Below are 20,680 nucleotides of genomic sequence, written 5' to 3' on the forward strand. Positions count from 1 at the left end.
ACGGGCCCGCCGATGGCGGACCCGTCGCATTTGCATCCATGCTCCAGTCAGATCAACCCGGCGCCCGGATCGGGAACTGGATCTCGAACTCAACGCCTTTTCCAGGCTCGCTGCGGCACTGCACGGCCCCAAGCAATACCTGTGAGACCAGATTGAAGACAATATGCATTCCAAGGCCGCTACCGCCATGGCCGAGGCGGGTCGTGAAGAAGGGATCGAAGACCCGGCGCACTGTTTCAGCGGACATTCCGCAGCCGTCGTCCCTGTAGGTCAACTTAGCCGCGGCGCCCTCACACGCGATCTCTATCTCGATGTTCCCCGAAGCCCTATCCTCGAACCCGTGGATGATGGAATTCATGGCCAGATTTGTCAGAATCTGCGCGATTGCGCCGGGGTAGCTCTTAAGTTCGACATCTTCATCCCCGTAAACCCTGACCGCAATATTATCGCGGCCGAGCTGCGGGCTCAGGCTCTCAATGACCTCGCGCGTGTAGCCAATCAGATTAAAATCGCGTTCGGCCTCGCTTGTCCGATCGACCGCAACGCTCTTGAAGCTCGACACCAGACGGGCCGCACGCTCGAGGTTTGATTCGACCAGCACTGCTCCTTCGGCGATGTTTGAAATGCCGTTCTCTAAATCACTGCGCTTGAGACTGCCTTCCCTTAACCGCGAATACAGCTTTCCTGCATCTGCTGAAACAGTGGATATCGCCGTAACGCAAACCCCGATGGGCGTATTTATCTCGTGCGCAACGCCGGCGACCAGCGCGCCGAGGGATGCCATACGCTCCGCCTCGACGAGACTCTGGCGCGCCTGATAGAGTTCGGCGATATCGGCCGTCGAACCTGTATAACCGGTGAAGACTCCATCCTCGTAAACCGGCATCGCCGTTATGCGATACATTTGAATTTCGCTGCCAACCGGGCGTGTGATTTCAAAATCCCTCAACGGCTCACGTTTCAGCAATGCATCGATAAGTTTTTGGCAGATATCTGAATCGAAATCGCTGGCTGCGAAATAGTCCGAAAGCGCCATACCGATCAGATCATTGCCGGACAAACCATCAGGAACCGGAAAGCTCTCCGAAAGATGGGTAAACCGGTAATCCGTATCGCATTCCCAAAACCAATCGGCCGAAGCCTGAGCCAAATTGCGAAACCGTTTCTCGCTGGCTCTTAGCTCGCCAGTCCGCTCCAAGACGGTGGCTTCCAAATGCTCCTTGGCCGCCTGAAGCGCTTCCTGCGTTTCGATCAACTCCGTCACGTCGTAGCCCAAAGCCCCAAGGCCCTGAACCTCGCCGGCGCTGCCGATAATCGGAAAACGGCTGAGGCGTATATGCCGGGTCGATCCGTCCGGCTTGACGCGCTTGCGCATCGACACATCGCGCCGGCGCTCTGCCATCAAGGCACGCTCCTCGTCGATGATCCCTTCAGCCTCCTGGTGATGACCGCTCAGCCGCAGCAATTCTTCCGTCGTCTTGCCGATGATTTCCGCTACAGGCAATCCACTCCAGTCGGAGGCGGCCTTGTTCAGTCGCACAACCCGACACCCCAGGTCGCGGATCGTGACTCCCTGATCGAGATGTTCAAAAAGACTGCGGAGCAGGTCTTCCGCGTCCTGACGCTCTTTCTCCAACGTCCTTTGCTCGGTTATATCCTGACGCAAAAGGATGGTCCCGCCCTGAGGCATACGTGTCTCGGTATTGACCAGCACACGGTCCTTGACGCGCGTTTCGAATGGCGTCCCGTCAGCGTCACGATGCTGTTTCATTCTGAGAGAGACGAACTCTGCGATGTCCTCGGGTGCCGAAGCCGTTATGTGTTCGGCTGCGATGAGTTCATCAATCAACCCTTGGAATGTGCGGCCTGCGCCCAGTTCCGGATCGCTCTGGAATGACGGGTAATATTGCGCAAATTCCGAATTGCAGATCACCAGCCGGTCTTCCGCGTCGAAAATCGCAAATGCCGCAGGCATCGCCATGATCGCCTCCCGAAGAACGCCTTCAAGGTGCAAGGCGCGCTCCCGCTCGCGCGCGAGCGCATCCTCGGTCTCTTTCTGCACCGTGAGATCGACCACACAGGTTCCAACGGCGACAACATCGCCCTGCTCGTCCCGTAGCGGAAACTTGACCAGCAACCGCTCGTGAACCTTGTCCCCGCGCCGCACTTTAACTTGCTGTCTCAAGAGTTGGCCGGTGTCGACAACCGTGCGTTCGAGCTTGTCTACTTTTGCGCGCCGAGCCGGATCCGAGGCGTATACCTCCGCATTGCTTCGCCCCAGAATCTCGTCAGTTGATTTGTTGAGCCAGTCGCAAGCGGCCGCGTTTACCAGCAGATAGCGCCCGTCAATATCCTTTAGATCCATGCAGATCGGCGAATGTTCGAAGAGCGCGCCGAGCCGGGATTCCGAAACCTTGAGACGCTCGAGATCACTTTCGACGACGCGGGCCCTGACCCGAAGGAACACCAAAACGAGCGACGCGGCGAAAAGAAGGCCGAGAGCGAAAGTCGAAAAGGACGCACTGACTGGCACAAGCCCGCTCCAGTCCGCGCCGAACACGGCCAGCACTGCCAAATTGCAGCATATGGCCAAAGTCAGCAGTCTCGAGTATCGCTCTGTCAAAACAAGACTCCCCCGCTCGCACAGCATTGCGGCGATTATGCGTCCCTCGAGTAAATCACTTAAATGCTGAACAAATTTTTAATTATTCCATTAGTTTCCCTCGACTGCATTTCTGGGAGCTACTTTGCTCCAGGAGCCGCTTCAATGCTCCCGCGCCAACCGAAACTCATGAATTGAAGGCTGGCTTGCCTCATACCCGGTGGAAATGAGGTCAGCGAGTTCGTGTCAGGCTCGACCCTCTCAATTCCAGAAATACCCGACCATTCGCATTACCCGTAACAAAACGAAAACGGGCCCGCCAATGGCGGGCCCGTCGCGATTCAGTGGCTGGTTCTGCCGGATCAGCTCGCCTTGGCGAACAGCTCCCCGACATAGTCCCAGTTCACCATGTTCTCGATGAAGGCCTTCACGTAGTCGGGACGACGGTTGCGGTAATCGATGTAGTAGGAATGCTCCCACACGTCGCAACCGAGCAGAACGGTCTCGCCATAGGCCATCGGGCTTTCGCCGTTCGGGGTCTTGGTGACCTTCAGCTTGCCGTCGCTGCCCATGGCCAGCCAGCACCAGCCGGAGCCGAACTGGGTGACACCGGCCTCGATGAAGGCAGCCTGGAAATCGGCGACCGAGCCGAGGTCCTCGATGATCTTCTTTTCCAGCGCGCCGGGGATCGCACCGCCGCCGTTCTTTTTCATCATCTGCCAGAACTGCAGGTGATTCCAATGCTGGCTCGCATTGTTGAGCAGGCCGGCCATCTTTTCCTTGTAGGCGGTCTGCACGATCTCCTCGAGGGACTTGTCCTCAAGACCGGTGCCTTCCAGCAGCTTGTTGCCGTTGGTGACATACGCCTGATGGTGCTTGTCGTGGTGAAACTCGAGGGTTTCCTTCGACATGTACGGCTGAAGCGCTTCGTAATCGTAGGGAAGGGCTGGCAGTTCGAGGGCCATTTCGCTCTCCTGTTCTCGCTTGTTAATCTCGCCGGAACCCGACAGCAGGACGTGTGGATGGCGCGCCATCCACCTATAAACACCGGATCCCTTGATAACGTGACTTAAGTCACATTTAACGAAATGCAAAGGGAAAGAAGCTGGACAAGCGGGGAATAGACCCGTGCAATTGCTTCAGAAATGAGAGGGGACGGGCATGCTTCTGGCCGAGATTACCGATACGCATTTAATGGATGGCGGAGTCCCGGCCTACGGCAGCATAGACACTAAGGCTTATCTTGAAGCAGCCATCGCCAAGATTGCAGCCCTCACACCGAAGCCGGATGCCCTGCTCGTCGCCGGTGATGTATCGGAAGACGGCACGCCGGGCTCATACACGTTGTTCCGCGAGATGGTCGCGCCCCTTGGTATGCCGGTCTATGTGGTTCCCGGAAACCATGATGCGCGCGAGCGCATGCGCGCCGCCTTCGCCCCGGACGGGTACATGGCCGCCACCGGCCCGCTCGACTATGCGGTCGATCTTGGCCCCCTCACGCTCCTCGCACTGGACACACTCGAAGAGGGGGAGGTGTACGGCACATTCGGCGCGGAACGATGCAACTGGCTGGGCGACACGCTTGCCGCTCTTTCCGGAAAGCCTGCAATTGTCATGCTGCACCACCCGCCTTTTCCGACCGGCATGAAGATGGACGAAATCGGCTGCCGGGACGGCGATGCCATCGGTGCGGTCATCGAGCAATTCAGCAACGTCGAAATTGTCCTGTCCGGCCATTTCCATCGCTCGATACACCGCAACTGGGCCGGAACGACAGCCAATATCTGCTCATCGACAGCTCATCAAATGGGACTCGATCTGGTTCATCAACCGGGCTTCAAGGTTTTTATGGAACCACCGCAAATCCAGCTCCTGCACTGGCAGGAAGAGATAGGACTTTCCGTTCATCAAGTCCCGGTCGGCACCTTCGATTGCGTGCATGAGAGCGCGTAATCGAATTACGCGGGCAAAGTTTCCGGCACGGGGAATGAACGATTGGCGACCGGAAAGGCTGTCACAAAGAACCGCTCGCACAATAACCTTGTGAAATGGTGGCGAACCCGTGATTGCCGCGCCCGCCGGAGTGTGTAAACTCCGGCGCCATGTCCGATCAATATCCTCTCGACCTCACCCGCCGCCAGCCGAACATCTACGGCTTCAGTGGCCTTGACCGCAGCGCTCACCTCCGCGAGGAGGAGGGCTGGCTTGAACGGCTTGTCGGTGATGCCACGACCCGGCTGGTGCCGGTCTGGCGCAGCCGTTCGCTCGTCATCGGCGCGGAAAGCGAAACCCCGACCGCCTCGCTTTTGAGCGCGCGGGAGTTCGCTGTCCTGGTCGAACATTCCGAGACCGTCATCTTCCTCGGCAACCGGAACGGGGAGGCGCATGTCGCGGTCGATCTCTCCCATCTGGAAGAGGAAGCAGCAGCGACGGCCGTGAGCGGTGCCGGTGAATTCATGGACCTGCGGCAGGTCGGCCCGGTGCTGGAGCGGTTCGAGGGCTCCGTCCTCGCCTATGCACGGGGACTGATGCACTGGCATCAGCGCCACCGCTTCTGCGGCGTCTGCGGATCAGCCACCCGGATCGCGAAAGGCGGACATCAGCGCAGCTGTACGAACGAGTCATGCAATACGCCGGCATTCCCGCGTACCGACCCTGCCGTCATCATGTTGGTGCATGATTCAGCGGGCGAGAAGGCCCTGCTCGGACGCCAGGCTGTCTGGCCGGAAGGGCGCTATTCCACCTTGGCCGGTTTCGTCGAGCCGGGCGAAACACTGGAAGAGGCCGTTGCCCGCGAGGTCCTTGAAGAGACCGGCGTGGAAGTGTGCGATGTGCGCTACCACTCGTCCCAGCCCTGGCCGTTCCCGGCCTCGATCATGCTCGGATTCCACGCCGAGGCGAAAACCACCGAAATCATCCGCCGCGATGACGAGTTGGAAGACGCCCAGTGGTTCAGCCGCGACGAGCTGATGAACTTCCGCGCCTTGGGCAAGGGCCTGCCAAGCAAGGATTCCATCGCCCGCCGCCTGATCGAGGACTGGCTCGCCGGAGACGCCTGAGTGAGCCTGATATCAGTCAACCGGGATTTACTTCAAAACACACATACTTTGATGTGTCCAAAAAAATCGTGATGATTTACATATTATAATGACCGGCAACCGATGAGATACCAATCCCGCCAGCAATACATTTATATCTAAGATTATTTGGGGCATTTAATGGAAGATTTTCTGATTTCAAATCCAGTTGCGGATGCTGGATTTACTGATTTTTCAGTCGACGTTGTAAGCCTCCATGCACAGACAACAATCGCCGGATCTGGCGGCGATGACAGCATCATAGGCTCTGGCAACGACGATGCCGTGAGCGGAGGCGATGGCAACGACCAGGTCAATGGCGGCACTGGAAATGATGTTGTCGATGGCGGTAGCGGCAACGACATCGTCAGTGGCGGCGTCGGCAATGATTCACTGGGTGGCGGTAGTGGAGATGACATTGTCAGTGGCGGCGTCGGAAACGATATTCTCAGTGGTGGCATCGGAAATGACACATTGGGCGGCGGCAGCGGCGATGATGTGATCAGCGGCGAGACCGGGAACGACCTTGTTAGCGGCGGCGCCGGAAACGATGTTCTTGACGGCGGCAGCGGATTTGACAGTATCGGTGGCGGCTTCGGTCGCGATACGATTCGAGGAGGCACTGGCGGCGATACAATTACCGGTGGCGACGGTGCTGACCGTATTTACGGAAACCAGGACAACGACGTCATCTATGGTAACGCAGACGATGATTTTGTGTTCGGGGGCCAGGGAGACGATCAGCAGTTCGGCGGCCAGGGCAATGATGCCGCATACGGAAATGCCGGTAACGACGCTGTCTATGGAAATCTGGCTAATGATTCGATCTTTGGCGGCCAAGGCAACGACAGCCTGTTCGGTGGCCAAGGAAATGACCGAATTGACGGGAATCTGGATAACGATCTGATTGCCGGAAACAAGGGAGAAGATTTCCTGATCGGCGGCAACGGCGACGATACTTTGGATGGCGGCGCTGGTAACGACACCATGCTCGGAGGAGCCGGGAACGATATCTTCACATTCTCGGCGGACACCGCTCCGGCTGTGGATGTCATCACAGGCTTCAAGCCCGGCGAGGATACGGTTTCAATCAATGCCAATATCAATGGCAGCGGTATAGGCTCCGGCGCTGACGCCTTGGCACGCACGGCCGACGATGCATCTGGCAATGCGACAATCGATCTTGGAGCTGGCCAATCCGTGGTTCTGATCGGTGTGTCAAAAAGCTCCCTTTCCGAGCTGGACTTCATCATCGCCTAAACGTCAGACTTTCTGACACGAGCAGCAATTGTCCCAGTCTCTCCTATCTCCTGCCGGTCTGACCTCGCCAATTATTGTCGGAGCGTCAGACGGATCGGGAACAGGAGCTTTGGTTGAAATACTGGAAGAACTCGGCGTCTATATGGGCGCCGAGCAGAATCTCGCAGGCGCCTCCGTGCCCTTTGAAAAGACCCTGAATACTTTCCTCAACAACGTCCTGATTCAGCAACGGTCCATCCAGACACAGCCTTCCCGGCTACCGTCAAACCTCTACAAGCGCATGGGCGTCGCCCTCTTGCAGGCCGCAAGTGCCCATTTACGGGCAAAATCGGGCAATAGCCCCAGATGGGGAATCAAGAATTCCCGGCACATATTTATCCTGCCTATTCTGCTCGACCTCTTTCCCGGCATGAAGTTCGTGCAAATCGTGCGCGATGGGCGCGACGTTGCGATTTCGGCCAATCGGATACAGGTGAACAATCATTTTGAAAGCCTCTTTGCCGAAAAGCTCGGCGATGATGTTGAGATTGCCGCCATCCGGCTCTGGTCGAAGGTAAATGTCGATGCGGCTAACTGGTGTCGCTACGTGCTCGGAGACAGATACATTGAGATCCGATACGAGGATCTCTGCGCAAATCCAGTAGAGACGGTCCGAAAGCTCACAGATTTCGTCGATCTGTCGGATATATGCACAGCGCAGGACATCCAGCGCGCTGCGTCACGTATCCATCCACCTGAGTCTCTCGAAGGTTGGAAACACCTTCCGCCGGAGCGCCTGAAGTTATTCGAAGACCAAGGAGCGCGAGGACTCGCCTATTTCGGATACGCTCCACCAAAGCAAACGACTCTCCGGAGAGACCCGCTGAAGAGCGATTGTGTCGCAATTTTTGGCATGCATCGAGGTGGCACCTCCGCCACGGCCAGCCTCCTTAAAGCTGCAGGATATGAGTTCGGATCGGCATTGATGCCGCCATCAGCGGACAATTCAGCGGGATATTGGGAGAACGAAAAACTCGTCGCGATCAGCGAACGACTGCAGGATCTCCGAGGCCGCCACTGGTCCGACTGCCGACCGGCAGACGTGGGAGAGATTCCCGCCGCAAAACAGGACGCGCTTGCCGTGGAAGCCGTCGCTTTGCTGCGATCAGAGTTCAACGGCAGCCCGCGCTTTGCGATGAAAGACCCTCGCATGTCGATCCTTGCGGATTTCTGGATCGATAGCTTGAAGAAAGCCAATGGCCGCTCGCCTCGGATTGTTCTGATCGTCCGCAATCCTGGTGCCGTTGCAGCATCTCTCGCGTCCAGGGACAACCTGCCACACGACACAGCGCTTTGGTGTTGGATCAACCATATGCAAGAGGCCGAAAGGGCAACACGCCGCCTGGAGCGGATCGTCATCGACTATGACGCCCTCGTGGAGCACGATCCGCCAACCCTTGAAAAACTGCGTGAATTTCTAGGGGCTGCTGAACGGCTTGATGCCGTCGGCTTACAACAGGACCTGCGCCATCATCGTCCCCCGAAGGCAAAGGGCGGTTCCCGTCCGTACGCGCTCGCCTTTGAGTTCTACGATCTCCTGCGTGCCCTTACCGAAACGGATGCAGGTCCCGCAAGAACTCGGATATCATACTTCAACAAGAAGCTGAGCAAGGCTTTTGAGGTCACTGCCCCCATGCTCCGCCAGCAAGAGAACTTGTATCGCCTTGCCGCCGACAGTAACGACACATACAGGGGGATCTCGGCAATGAACCTGCTGCATATTTTCCGGCAGAGAGATGCCTTGAAGCACCTCGGTGACAAGGTCGGCCGTCTGCGGTCCGCTTGGCAACAGGATTATGAACACCACACCCAGCACAAGTCGAAATCTCCCGCCTATCTGGGCTATCAGAGCTGGCTGGATCTATACGAAAACAGCGACACCGAACTGGACAAGATCAGGTCCCACATTGCGACGCTCGATCGCGTGCCTCAGTTCGACCTGGTGATCATTGAGAACCATCAGACGGATAAGGAACCCACCGACGTCAGTGTCGGCAAACAACAGATGGTTTATCCGGATCGGTCGCTGACCCTGAAGGCCGGGGACGTTTCATTCGACCAAGAGATTGCAGGATTCGTCCAGGCAGGCAAATCGGACTATATAGCGTTCCACGACAAACGCTTCCGATTGCAAACGGAAGCCCTCACGCGGCTTCTGGCGGAAGCCGCTGCATTTCCGGATGCTGCCCTGCTTTACGGTGATCAGGATGAACTGGGCCCCGACGAGGCCCGAACCAAACCCTGGTTCAAGGGCTCCGCTTGGGACCAAGATGAACATCTTGCACGAAACCTCGTCGGCGGAGTGATCCTCGTGCGAAGGGCGGATCTGGCCGCTCTTCCGAAACTCAGCCCAGAGGAAGCGGCCGAACCGCTCTTCTCAATTGCCGCCAAGATCACCGCCGCCGACGTAGATGGACACGCTCACCATGTACCCTGTGTGCTTGCAAGCAGGCGTGCGAGCCAGGATAGCAACGCAAACATAGAAACCCACCGCCGCGCGGCTGAAACACTGCTTCCTTCATCAGTGTCCATCGAACAGGGGCTTGGCACTGGAGCGCTGAGAGTTCGCTACCCACTGCCCGGCCTGCCCCCGAAAGTCTCCATCATCATCCCCACTCGAGACGGTGGCAAACATCTGGCCAGGTGCCTGAATGGATTGCGAAAACAAACTGCCTATCCTGACGTTGAGGTCATCATCGTCGACAATGGCAGCCAGCAACCGGAGACGCTGAAAACCCTTTCCAAATTCGCTGACAGTGGATATGGCCGCGTCGTCCGGCACGATGCACCGTTCAATTATCCGCAGCTCAACAATATCGGGCGCGAGCACGCGACAGGCGATATCCTATGTTTGCTCAACGACGATATTGAGCCAATGCAATCCGACTGGCTCACCGAGTTGGTCTCTCAAGCCCTGCGTCCGGAAATCGGCGCCACCGGGGCTCTCTTGTTCCACGAGAACGGCACCGTGCAGCACGCTGGCGTTGTCGTCGGTATGGGTGGCGGGCCCGGCGCCCATTTCATGCGCGCCTACCGGGATACCGATCTCAATAGGGAAGGATTTTGCCTCAGTACCCGGCAGTATTCTGCTGTGACCGCAGCGTGTCTGGTTGTTCGAACCGAAGTTTATGACGAGCTACAAGGAATGGACCCGACACATCTGCCGGTGAGCTATAACGACGTGGATTTCTGCCTACGGCTGCGCCAGAAAGGCTACCGTGTCCTTTTCACACCGCATGCTCGTCTCTGGCATCTGGAATCAGCGACCCGGGGTAATGACAAGAGGAAGCGGATCGAACGTCAGTGGCGACGCGATGTCGACATCATGCGGGCAAGATGGGGGGATGTGATCGACGAAGACCCATTCCTCAGCCCAAACCTATCTGATCACCATTCCAAACCGACCCTTGCTTTTCCACCGCGCAGAAGCTGCGCGTGGCGGCCAAAAGCGGATTGGGATGCGCAAGCCATTCGTGACAGTATTCCCGAGATGGCCAAATATTCCGGAACGCCAGTCGGGTTGCTCGAATACCAAGCTTCCGAACTGGCGGTAAAATGCGGCGACCTGCCTCTTGCCAACACCCTGATAAAATCAGCCCGACGTAAACTGCCGCGTGACCCCAGAATACTCCTTGCCGCCGCTGTCATCGCCAAACAGACAGGCGCCACAGAAGACGCTCTCAATACACTGCGCCATCTGGTGAAATTGCATCCAAACACGGTCAGCGGACTCTACAACCTTGGCAACATCCTGCTTGAAAGCGGCCGTCTGGAAGAGGCCGTAAAAGCATATAAAACCGCCATTGAGCTACGCCCATCGCACCTCGGCGTCGCAGTTAATCTCTCGATTGCGCTTTGCAAAAACGACAGGGCCGCCGACTCGATCGGGTATCTGGAAACTTCCCTGGCGCACTACCCGGATAACCCCACTTTGGTCTGTCAACTCGGCCAAGCCTATCTGCAGATGGGCGAGCTGGAAAAGGCTATAGAATACCTCCGCAAGAGCGCACAGGCAGATCCAGGAAACATGGCTGCGGTGTTCAATCTCGGTATTTCGCTGAAACGGAGTGGCGACCTGGATGGTGCCCTGCGTGCCTATCAGGATGGAATCAACCGGTTCGGCGCCACAGAGGAAGTCATCCTAAACTTCGGCTCCATCCTGAGTGAACAGGGCCGACATGACGTAGCTCACGCTACACTCGCACGATTCGCGGTCACGTCGGAAGTATCTGCCGATTTTCTGGAGCGGCTGGCCATCTCGGCATTCAGAAACCAAGACTCTGTGGCAGGTTTCACTGCGCTCGCGAACATCCGCAAGCGCGGTTTCAGTGATGCTTCGACAATCTGGGCACCAGGGCAGGAGCTCTCCGGGAAATATCTCAGCATCGTATCCGGACCGGACAGACTTCTGTTTCTGGCCCTACTGCCTGCTCTTGCCGAGCTGCACTCTCGTCTGAACAATCTTGCCCGCGGCTGGCAGATCAGTGTCGCTGCCGATTTGTCTCGTCTTACGGAACAATGCATCGAAGGCATCCCGGTAAATTCCGGCGGCGACGGCAAACGATCGGACATAACGATCCTGGTCGAGCAGATCCCGGAAATACTAGCATCTCTTTCGGCCATGCCAGGCTCAACCAGGTCAATAGACCTTTTCAAGGCGTTCTCAACCTCTGAGACCAACCGCTGCCATATCGAATTCGAAAATGGAACGGTCGTAGATGCTAAACAGGCCGCTGTTCTGCAAACATTTCTGGGCGGTCATCACCGCAGCTTTCAGTCTCCCGATCCTAAAGGTGCCTTGTCTATCTTGCGAACAGTTCTTGGAAACAGGACGACCGTCATGAAAAAGCTCATCCGGCGGTGGGACGGGCTCGACCGGATCGAACAAATTGCCACGGCGGGATCTGTGGTGACAGACGATCCGGTGCTGGCAATGCTCGCCTGTTCGACCGGACGCCGGGCGCTGCTGATCCGAAAGGAGAGGACGGAAAAGCAATGGTCTGATGCCTTGCTGGCCGAAACAGGTGTTGAAATCGCCGGACCGGAGCGGTCTGACAAAACATCCTAGAGATATCGTCTTGAGTGATGGCTCAATACCCCCTTCAGCCGCCGAATTCCGTCGCCGCCGCATCCATACGCGTCGCGAGATCGATATCGAGACGGGTCAGGCCGCCCGCATCGTGGGTGGTGAGAGTGACGTCCAGCCGGTTATAGACGTTGAACCATTCGGGATGGTGATCCATCTCCTCGGCGATCTCCGCTACCGCGCTCATGAAGCCGAATGCGGCTTTGAAGTCCGGAAACCGGTATTTCCGCTGGATGGCATCGCGGTCGTCAAGCAGGCGCCAGTCCGCAAGACCGGCCAATGCCTGTTCCCGTTCCGGGCCTGTGAGCTTTTTCGCCATTGCCGCCTCCTCACTTGTTTTCAGCACCCAGACTAGCGAAAAATCCGGCCGCCGGTTATAGCGATACCATGAGCCAGCCCATCGAGCCGCCCAGCCTCGACGATATCGAGGCCCTCGCCCGCAAAGCGTTTCAGACGATCCCGGACGCGTTCCGTGCGCAGACCGGGGACGTCATGTTCCTTGTTACCGACTTTGCCGAAAAGGACGTGCTGGACGAACTTGGCGCCGAAAGCCCGTTCGAGATCCTCGGCCTCTATGCCGGCATTCCGTTCGGAGAGGCCGGGACACTTGCCAGTCCGTCCGACCTCAACCGGATCTTCCTCTACCGCCGGCCGATCCTCGACTATTGGTGCGAGACCGGCGAAGACCTGAGTGACATCGTCCGGCATGTGCTGATCCACGAGATCGGGCACCATTACGGCTTCTCCGACGACGATATGGAAATTATCGAGGCCAACGCCGACTGACTCACCAGCCACTCCATTCCGCCTGAGCTGAGGGGGTCGTATCAGACATGACGTCTTGCGCTTTGCCATTTAAGATGCATATTAAATACATCTTTTAGCATCAGAGTTCGGACCATGACCTCCATTCCGATCCGCAGCAGACCGGCCTCACGGGAAGATCTTCGCGCCGACGCGGAGGCGATCGGCATTACCGAGGCCTATATCTCGACACTCGTCGACAGCTTCTACGGCCATATCCGCGCGGATGAGGTGCTCGGTCCGATCTTCGAGAGGCGGATCGGCGATGGCTGGGACCCGCATCTCGCCCGGATGAAAGCCTTCTGGGGATCGGTCGCGCTTTATACCGGGCAATATTCCGGCAAACCGGTTCCCGTGCATTACGCCATAACGGAAATCGAGGCCGGGCATTTCGATCACTGGCTCACGCTGTTCGAAAAGACACTGGAGGAGACGGCGCCGACACCCGGCGTGGTGCCCTATTTCATGGAACGCGCCCGGCGCATCGCCGAGAGCCTGAAGCTGGCGATCTTCGGTGTGCCGGAGCTGCAACGTGCCCGGAGCCCGAAGCCGTGACCGCGCCGATCCACACGGAGTAGCATCGACATGCGGCTCAATACCCAGACTGACTATGCCCTGCGCCTGCTGATGCATCTGGCGGTGAACTCCTCCCGGCTGGTGACCATCCAGGAGGTCGCGGACCGTTTCTCCATCTCCAAAAATCACCTGATGAAACTGGCCAGCACCCTCGCCCGTGAAGGGTTCGTCATTTCCGTCCGCGGACGCTCCGGCGGCCTGAAGCTGGCGAGACCATCGGAGCGGATCACTGTCGGTGCAATTGTCCGCTGCATGGAGAACGATTTCGCATTGGTCGAATGCTTTCAGGCGGAGCGGGGTGAATGCCTCATCACCCCCGCCTGCCGGCTGAAGGGCGTGCTGAACGGCGCCGCCGCGGCTTTCCTTGCGGAACTCGACCGCTGCACCCTCTCCGATCTTGTTCAGAACAACGCGCCACTGGAGCTGATGCTGGCCTGATCCGCCGCCTCAGGTCACCGCATCTACAGCCCGCGCGGCATCAGCGAGCCCATAGCCGACCGCCCCGTCCGGACCCGGTCGCGCTTTGCGGCCATTGGCATTCATGCCCGAAGTGATATCCCTGGCCGTGTATTTAAGCAGGTTCTTGATCTCCTGCGGCGAGAGGCCTGGTTTGACTTCCTTCAGCAGAGCGCAGATTCCGGCCACCATCGGCGTCGCGGAGGAGGAACCGCTGAAGGCGAACCAGCCGTCCCGTGCCGCGCTGCCGCCATGAGCGGCCTGGGGCACCGGCAGGGTGATGTAGTCCTCTTCCGCCTTGCTGCCGCAGAGTCCGCAGAGATCCGGGGTCTGCCGACCGGGGAACCAAGTGGAATCAAACCCGCTGGTGTGATCCGAGGCCCGATAGTTCAGATCCCGGTCTACATACACCCCGCCGACACTGATCACCTCGGGTATGCTGCCGGGAAAGCCTTTCACTCCCCCATTACCGGCCGCGACGCAGACCACGATCCCCCGTGCAATCGCATCCAGGACCGTGAGATGGAACGGCTTCAGATTGTTGGGCAGTGTCGGACTATTCTCCTCCAGTTCGGCTGCCCAACTGCAGGAAATCACATCGGGCCCCATCTCGACGGCGGTCTTGAAACCCAGCGTCTTGTTCACCTGTTTGATACCAATGAAATTCACACCCGGAGCAACCGCGAGCAAGTTGGCCGAGATCCCCGTTCCGTGCCCCGATAGATCCGTCTCGTAGTCGATTGCATCCGGAGCCGCGATGGCGAGATAATTGTAGCCGTGCGCGTCGAAATAGGGATGTTTGAAAAAGCCGTTATCCGGCATGGCCACAGTCACGCCACGCCCGAAGATCCCCCTTTGATGCACAGTCCTGGCCTGCATCAGCAGGGCGACATCATCTGGAACGCGTAGCCGAAACTTGTCATCCCCGAATGGCGGGACGCTCTCCGGCGGCAAAATTCGCTCGCCCGCGAAATAATGTGGCGGCCGCTGCACATAAGCCCGCTCGATAATCGTCTCCAGCCCGTCGATTTCCGGAACTCGGAACGCAGCGCCGGGCGGCGGGGCAAGAGAGCGCACGTCATCCGCTCGCTCCTCCTCGACCAATTCGGTTTCGAAGAATTCTTTGAATTTCTCCGCCTCGATAGAGGCTGAGATGCTGAACCGGCCGATCTTGTCGATGGTAAAATCGCGCACTCCAAGCTTTCGGGCGCATTCGATCTGCCGCGATGGATTGGCGGCAAAATCATTCACGGTCGCGACACTTGGATAGACACCGTCGGCGAACATGGACGGGCGTCCCGCATCCGGGAACACAACAATTTCAAGGCGAAGAATCTGATCGTCAGACATGACGTTTCCTCCCGCAATGAGCGTGCAGATTTATTTTTATATAACTTTTTGCGTGAATTTATGAATGGAATTGTTTTTACGCCTGCCGGCAATCTCCGGCGGACGGAACCACCCGGCCAAGCCAGACGGCCCGCGCGGTCTCTTCATTCTGCGAAAGCGGGATCTGCCGAAAGCCGGCCCGCTTCCAAAAGGCCAGGCCACCCGCATTGCCGGGATTGACGCCAACATGAACCCGGACGGCTCCAGCCTCGCGTGCAGCCGCGAACCAGCGCTCAAGCAGCCTGGTTCCGATGCCCTGACGTTGCAGGCGTGGCAACAGGTTCATATGAAGGTGGCCCGGGCACTCCGCGAAAACAGCATCGGGGATCACCGCCGTATGGTGCATCCGGTGCGCCCGCTTCGTGTCCGCATCACAGTCCGGCGGCAATACTGCTCCCGGATCGGGGTAGCGAGCACGCAAGGCCGGCCACCATTCGCACTCAAGCTGCGCTTCGAACGAACGGGTGTCGGCGGTCCCGACAACATAACCGGCAGGACCGAGATCGTCTTCCGCGACAAAACAGAGGTCAGGCGCCAGCGCCGCGTAGGGCCCGACATAGATATGTCCCATAAGATCAGGGTCCCGATAGAGATGCCGCGCATCTCCCCCGACGTCTCCCGTCATCACCGAAATCTTGTAGAGCGCCGGAAGGTCCGCTTTGCGGTATTCCCTGATGCGGATCACGGAGGCTCCCTCAGCGCCGGCCGAACAGCTTCTCGATATCGTTGAGGCCGAGTGCCACATAGGTCGGGCGGCCGTGGTTGCACTGGCCGGAATGAGGGGTGACTTCCATCTCGCGCAGCAGCGCATTCATTTCCTCGACGGTCAGCCGGCGTCCGGAACGGACCGAGCCATGGCAGGCGATGGTGCCGCAGATATGCGCCAGCTTGTCCTTCAGGGCCATGGCCTCGCCGAACTCGGTCAACTCTTCGGCCAAATCGCGGACCAGCCCGGCCACATCCGCCTCACCCATCAGCGCCGGCACTTCGCGAACCACAACCGCACCGCCGCCAAACGGCTCCAGCACAAGGCCCAGTTCGGCAAACTCCTCCGCCCGCGCGGCCAGTCGCTCGACCGAGGCTTCGTCCAGATCCACCACTTCGGGGATCAGCAGCATCTGTCGCTTGATACCATCCGCCTCCAGCGCCTTTTTCATCCGCTCATAGACCAGCCGCTCATGGGCCGCATGCTGGTCGACAATCACCATGCCCTCGCTGGTCTGGGCCACGATGTAATTCTCGTGCAACTGGGCACGGGCCGCACCGAGCGGATGAGCCTCAAGCGCCGCGCTTTCCGGCGTGGGAGCCTCGGCGCGGGCTTGCGGTGCCTCGCCCTGCCACATTCCCCCGCCCCCCTGGTCTGCGGGCGGCTGGCCAATCGGCGCCTGATACGCCATCCCCGCTTCAGCCATGCCGCGCGATACAGTGGTCCCGTACCCACCCGACCGGTTCTGCGGCTGCCAGGCATAACTTGTCTGGGGCATCTGGTTTTCAACGGACCGGCCGAGCGCGCCGAGCGTGGCATTGGCGACCGTGGTCGATGCTCGATGACCCGCCGCGACAAGCGCATGTTTCAGCGCGCCGACGATCAGCCCGCGCACCAGTCCCGGCTCCCGGAACCGGACTTCGGTCTTGGCCGGATGCACGTTCACGTCGACCACTTCCGGCGGCACATCAAGGAACAGGGCTAGCAGCGGATGCCGGTCGTGCGAGATGAAATCCATATAGGCGCCACGCACCGCGCCATAGAGCAGCTTGTCCCGCACCGGCCGGCCGTTCACGAACAGGAACTGGTGGCTGGTGGTGCGCTTGTTGATGGTCGGCAGGCCCGCATAGCCGGACAACCGGATGCCCTCACGCTCCGCCTCGATGGGCAGGGCGTTATCCTCGAAATCCCGCCCCATGACGGCGCCGAGCCGAACCAACCGGGCCTGGAACAGATCGCCTTCCGCTTCGTTAAGCCGGATCGTCGTCCGGCTGCCGTCGCCGAGCGAGAAGGCGACATGGGGATGCGCCATGGCAAGCCGTTCGATGACATCGACGGCGTGGCTGTATTCCGTGCGCGGCGCTTTCAGAAACTTGAGGCGGGCGGGCGTAGCATAGAACAGGTCCCGGACCTCGATGCGCGTGCCTTGGCCGAGCGCGGCAGGCTCCGGCGGGGACACCCTGCCACCTTCGACAGAGAGGCTCCAGGCGCTCTCCTCCGGACCCGCGGAGGCCGCCCGGGTGGTGATGGTCATACGGCTGACAGCACCGATGGACGGCAGCGCCTCGCCCCTGAAACCGAGGCTGGTGATATGAGTGAGATCCTCGCCCTTCAACTTGGAGGTTGCGTGCCGCTCGACCGCGACTTCCAGCTCCTCCCGGCTCATTCCCATGCCATTATCGGTCACCGTGATCGCCGTCCGGCCACCGTCGCGCATGACCACATCGACGCGCGTTGCCCCGGCATCCAGCGCGTTCTCGATCAGCTCCTTGGCGGCACTGGCGGGGCGTTCGACCACCTCGCCCGCGGCGATCCGGTTGACCAGCCCGTCCGGCAGCCGCCGGATACGACCGACGGTTTCCTCAATTCTGGAGGCGTTTCCGCTCAACCGGCCATCTCCGCCAGATAGCGCCGCGCCAGAACCTTGCCGTCCTCGACGGCTGGCTGGTCGAATGCATCGACGCCGATCAGATCGGCCGCCACCATGGTCTCCAGGAAGAGATGCATCATCAAGGCGCCGACAGTCTCCTCGTCGACGGCATCGGTTTGAATGATCCGGGTCGGCCGCTTGTTTTCGATCAGGGTCGCCGCTGTCGCCCTCTGTTCCGCATCGAACAGGTCGCCCATGGTACGCCCGGCCAGATAGGACAGCCCGTCGCCCATCAGTGCCGTCGCGTTCGCACCGACTGTGGCACCTGTGCCCGCAACTGCGCTCTGCACCAGCGTCACCAGCTTGTCGCGCGGACCGTCGAGGAAGAGCTGCAGGCTGCTGTGCTGATCGACCGCGCCAAGTGCACCGATCGGCGTCGTGCCGTTGCCGTGCTTGCCAAGGCTCTCTGCCCAGAGCTGCGTGAACCAGTCACCCATCCGGTCCAGCCGGTCGCTGTAGGGCATCAGAACGGTCTGGGTAACGCCGCGCTCCCGACCGAGGCCGATATTGACCATCGCACCGAGGGCCGGAGCGCTTTCCAGTGGGTCCGCCGGAGCAAGAGCAGCATCGGTCACAGCCGCCGCACCGCGCCGGATTGCCTCCGCATCGAGCCCGACGATCATGGCCGGCAGCAACCCGTTCAGGGTCAGGCCGGAATAGCGCCCACCGATATCGGGGTCATGCTCAAGGCAGCGGCACCCTGTTGTCTCCGCAAACTGGCGTAGCGGGCGCGAACCGGGCTCGGTGACCGTGATGAAATGTTTCGCCGGATCGAGTCCGGCCGCGACGAACGCATCATGACAGATCAGGGTCTGGCACAACGTCTCCGCCGTTCCGCCGGATTTGGAGATGGCGATAACAGCCGTCTCCTCCAGCGCGATGCGTTTGAAGATCGAGGTGAAGGTGGCCGGGTCGATATTATCGAGAAAATGCAGCTTCGGCGTATCCGGAGAGAAGGTCCCTCCCTTCTCCGCCAGACGGCAGATCGTCGCTCCGCCGAGGCTGGAGCCGCCGATGCCAAGCACCAGCACATGCTGGGCCCAGCCGCGCAACTCAGCGGCGAGGACCGCACCCTCTTCCAGATCGTCCTGCCGCCAGGGAAGAGAGAGCAGTGGCAGCGCGCCGCTCGCCTTCTTCTCCCGCAGCCCTTCAAGCGACCGGCCAGCAGCCGGAATCAGCGCCTCAAGAGCGGCAACAGAGAGACCAGCCTCGCCGATCCGATCCTCGAATATCGCGGAAAAATCATGCCGGAGCGGGCCGGCCACCAGGGGACACGTCTTCATGACGCAGGAATCTAGCAGATGCCCCGGGCCGGAACCACCACCGGAACGACGCTAACAAGCATATAATCGCAACACTTATTCCGCTGGCAGATCCACCGGCATTCCGACATCAGGAACGCGGTTCGGGCGCAGGCGCAGTGGCGGTCAGGCCTTGCGGTTGTCCAACCACTGAGAATGTCAGCTCGTCCGCCAGGAACAGCCGCTTCGCAACCCGCTTCAGATCCGCCATGGTGACCGCATTGATCCGGTCTTCCCGGCCGTCGAGATAATCGATGGCCCGTCCATCCCGCTGTAGCGAAACCAGCAATCCGGCGATCGGTCGGGAACTGGTCAGACGCATCGGGAAGGAGCCGTTGATGTAGGTCTTGGCATCCCGCACCTCTTCCTCGGTCGGACCGTTCAATGCCATCTCCGCCCAAATCTCGCGGACCAGGCCCACCGTCTCGGCAACCTTGTCGTTCCTGGTCGAGACCCCGCCCATGATCATCTGCGCATCCTCAAGCGGCAGCGTGTAGGCATAGATGCCATAGGTCAGGCCGCGTTTCTCGCGAATCTCCTCGGTCAGGCGCGAGCCGAATCCGCCAGCCATGATCTCCATCAGGATGGAGGCCGCAAACCGGTCCGGATCGTTCCGGGGAATGCCCCGGTGACCAAACACGACGACCGATTGCGGTACCGGATTCTGGACCACGAAGGTCTCACCAATGGCCGCAGGTTTCGCCGGCACGGGTGGTGTCGAGGGGCCACTTTCAGGCAGCGTGCCGAAGGTTTTGTCCAGCAACGTCCCCAATCTTTCGGGCGCAATATCGCCGACGACGCCGATCTTCAAACTGCCCCGTGTCAGCACCCTGCCAGCAAAGGCTTTCATATCCGCCGTCGTGACGTGTCCGACACTTTCCACCGTGCCGCCGGACGGACGGCCGTATGGATGGTGCGGGAAGGCCGCCCGCCACCAGATCCGGCTGGCGATGGCCTGCGGCCGGTTCTCGCTACGCTTCAGCCCGGCGACAATCTGCGCGCGGATGCGTTCCACCGGCTCAGTATCGAACCGTGGCTCGGTCATGGCCAGACGGAGCAGATCGAAGGCCTCGTCCGAATTCTCCGTCAGGGTCTGCAGACTGGCGCCGAAACTGTCATTGCGGGCACTGAAACCGAGACCGATGACCATGTCTTCCAACTTGCGGCGGAAGGCATCGCTGTCGTAGGGACCGGCCCCTTCATCCAGCAGGCTCGCGGTCAAGACGGCCAAGCCTTCCTTGCCGTCCGGATCGGCCGCCGCCCCGCCCTCGAAACTGGCGGAGAGAGTAATGATCGGGTTCTTGTGATCCTCGACCAGCCAGGCCTCGATACCGCCGGGGCTGACGATACGCTGGATCTCTATGGCCTCCGCAATGCCCGGCCGTACCAGCAGAAGGGCGGCGAAAATCAGAAACGGGACAGAAGCCCGCGCGATAACGCTTCGCATCATTCTC

Annotated in this window: 15 protein-coding genes; 7 read left to right on the forward strand and 8 right to left on the reverse strand. The window is 59.5% G+C overall.

The genetic code is table 11. The features are described 5' to 3' along the window. Positions 1-52: 52 nt before the first annotated feature. The gene (locus VOI22_RS12915; protein WP_323796875.1) at positions 53-2,623 is read right to left on the reverse strand and encodes a PAS domain-containing protein; all 2,571 of its coding nucleotides are present in this window, start codon (positions 2,621-2,623) and stop codon (positions 53-55) included. 341 nt (positions 2,624-2,964) lie between these two features. Next, positions 2,965-3,567, reverse strand: coding sequence for a superoxide dismutase (locus VOI22_RS12920; protein WP_193173324.1), 603 nt, complete (start codon positions 3,565-3,567; stop codon positions 2,965-2,967). A gap of 196 nt (positions 3,568-3,763) precedes the next feature. Here VOI22_RS12920 and VOI22_RS12925 point away from each other — a divergent pair, with 196 nt between their 5' ends. The 4 genes from VOI22_RS12925 (at position 3,764) to VOI22_RS12940 (ending at position 12,046) form a co-directional block, all read left to right on the forward strand. Beyond that, a complete protein-coding gene (locus tag VOI22_RS12925) occupies positions 3,764-4,555 on the forward strand; it encodes a phosphodiesterase (RefSeq protein WP_323796876.1) in 792 nt (263 codons plus the stop codon). A gap of 149 nt (positions 4,556-4,704) precedes the next feature. Further along, entirely contained in the window at positions 4,705-5,661 is a 957-nt protein-coding gene (gene nudC, locus VOI22_RS12930) for an NAD(+) diphosphatase (RefSeq protein ID WP_323796877.1), read from the forward strand. Between the two features lie 159 nt (positions 5,662-5,820). Then, on the forward strand, positions 5,821-6,939 hold the full coding sequence (locus VOI22_RS12935; protein ID WP_323796878.1) for a calcium-binding protein: 1,119 nt from the start codon (positions 5,821-5,823) through the stop codon (positions 6,937-6,939). A 109-nt stretch (positions 6,940-7,048) separates the two neighbouring features. After that, a complete protein-coding gene (locus VOI22_RS12940) occupies positions 7,049-12,046 on the forward strand; it encodes a sulfotransferase (protein WP_323796879.1) in 4,998 nt (1,665 codons plus the stop codon). 34 nt (positions 12,047-12,080) lie between these two features. On the opposite strand, the gene VOI22_RS12945 is transcribed toward VOI22_RS12940, so the two are convergent. Beyond that, positions 12,081-12,410: a 4a-hydroxytetrahydrobiopterin dehydratase gene (locus VOI22_RS12945; protein ID WP_416366232.1), complete on the reverse strand. Its 330-nt coding sequence runs from the start codon at positions 12,408-12,410 to the stop codon at positions 12,081-12,083. Between the two features lie 41 nt (positions 12,411-12,451). Here VOI22_RS12945 and VOI22_RS12950 point away from each other — a divergent pair, with 41 nt between their 5' ends. From VOI22_RS12950 to VOI22_RS12960, 3 genes are all read left to right on the forward strand, one after another. Continuing rightward, the gene (locus VOI22_RS12950; protein ID WP_323796881.1) at positions 12,452-12,850 is read left to right on the forward strand and encodes a metallopeptidase family protein; all 399 of its coding nucleotides are present in this window, start codon (positions 12,452-12,454) and stop codon (positions 12,848-12,850) included. A gap of 114 nt (positions 12,851-12,964) precedes the next feature. After that, on the forward strand, positions 12,965-13,423 hold the full coding sequence (locus VOI22_RS12955; RefSeq protein ID WP_323796882.1) for a group III truncated hemoglobin: 459 nt from the start codon (positions 12,965-12,967) through the stop codon (positions 13,421-13,423). 30 nt (positions 13,424-13,453) lie between these two features. Continuing rightward, positions 13,454-13,882: an Rrf2 family transcriptional regulator gene (locus VOI22_RS12960; protein WP_323796883.1), complete on the forward strand. Its 429-nt coding sequence runs from the start codon at positions 13,454-13,456 to the stop codon at positions 13,880-13,882. A 9-nt stretch (positions 13,883-13,891) separates the two neighbouring features. Here VOI22_RS12960 and VOI22_RS12965 read toward each other — a convergent pair whose 3' ends face one another. From VOI22_RS12965 to VOI22_RS12985, 5 genes are all read right to left on the reverse strand, one after another. Further along, complete coding sequence (locus VOI22_RS12965) at positions 13,892-15,250, reverse strand: S8 family serine peptidase (RefSeq protein WP_323796884.1); 1,359 nt, start codon at positions 15,248-15,250, stop codon at positions 13,892-13,894. Between the two features lie 76 nt (positions 15,251-15,326). Next, positions 15,327-15,974, reverse strand: a complete 648-nt coding sequence (locus VOI22_RS12970; RefSeq protein WP_323796885.1) for a GNAT family N-acetyltransferase — start codon at positions 15,972-15,974, stop codon at positions 15,327-15,329. Positions 15,975-15,984: 10 nt separating this feature from the next. Beyond that, positions 15,985-17,841 carry a DNA mismatch repair endonuclease MutL gene (mutL, locus tag VOI22_RS12975; protein ID WP_323797023.1) on the reverse strand — a complete coding sequence of 619 codons (1,857 nt, stop codon included), beginning with the start codon at positions 17,839-17,841 and terminating at the stop codon, positions 15,985-15,987. 38 nt (positions 17,842-17,879) lie between these two features. Next, the gene (locus VOI22_RS12980; protein WP_323796886.1) at positions 17,880-19,208 is read right to left on the reverse strand and encodes a glucose-6-phosphate isomerase; all 1,329 of its coding nucleotides are present in this window, start codon (positions 19,206-19,208) and stop codon (positions 17,880-17,882) included. Between the two features lie 109 nt (positions 19,209-19,317). After that, the gene (locus tag VOI22_RS12985; RefSeq protein ID WP_323796887.1) at positions 19,318-20,676 is read right to left on the reverse strand and encodes a pitrilysin family protein; all 1,359 of its coding nucleotides are present in this window, start codon (positions 20,674-20,676) and stop codon (positions 19,318-19,320) included. Between the last annotated feature and the right edge of the window lie 4 nt (positions 20,677-20,680).

Source organism: Nisaea sp., assembly GCF_034670185.1.
Classification (GTDB): Bacteria; Pseudomonadota; Alphaproteobacteria; order Thalassobaculales; family Thalassobaculaceae; genus Nisaea.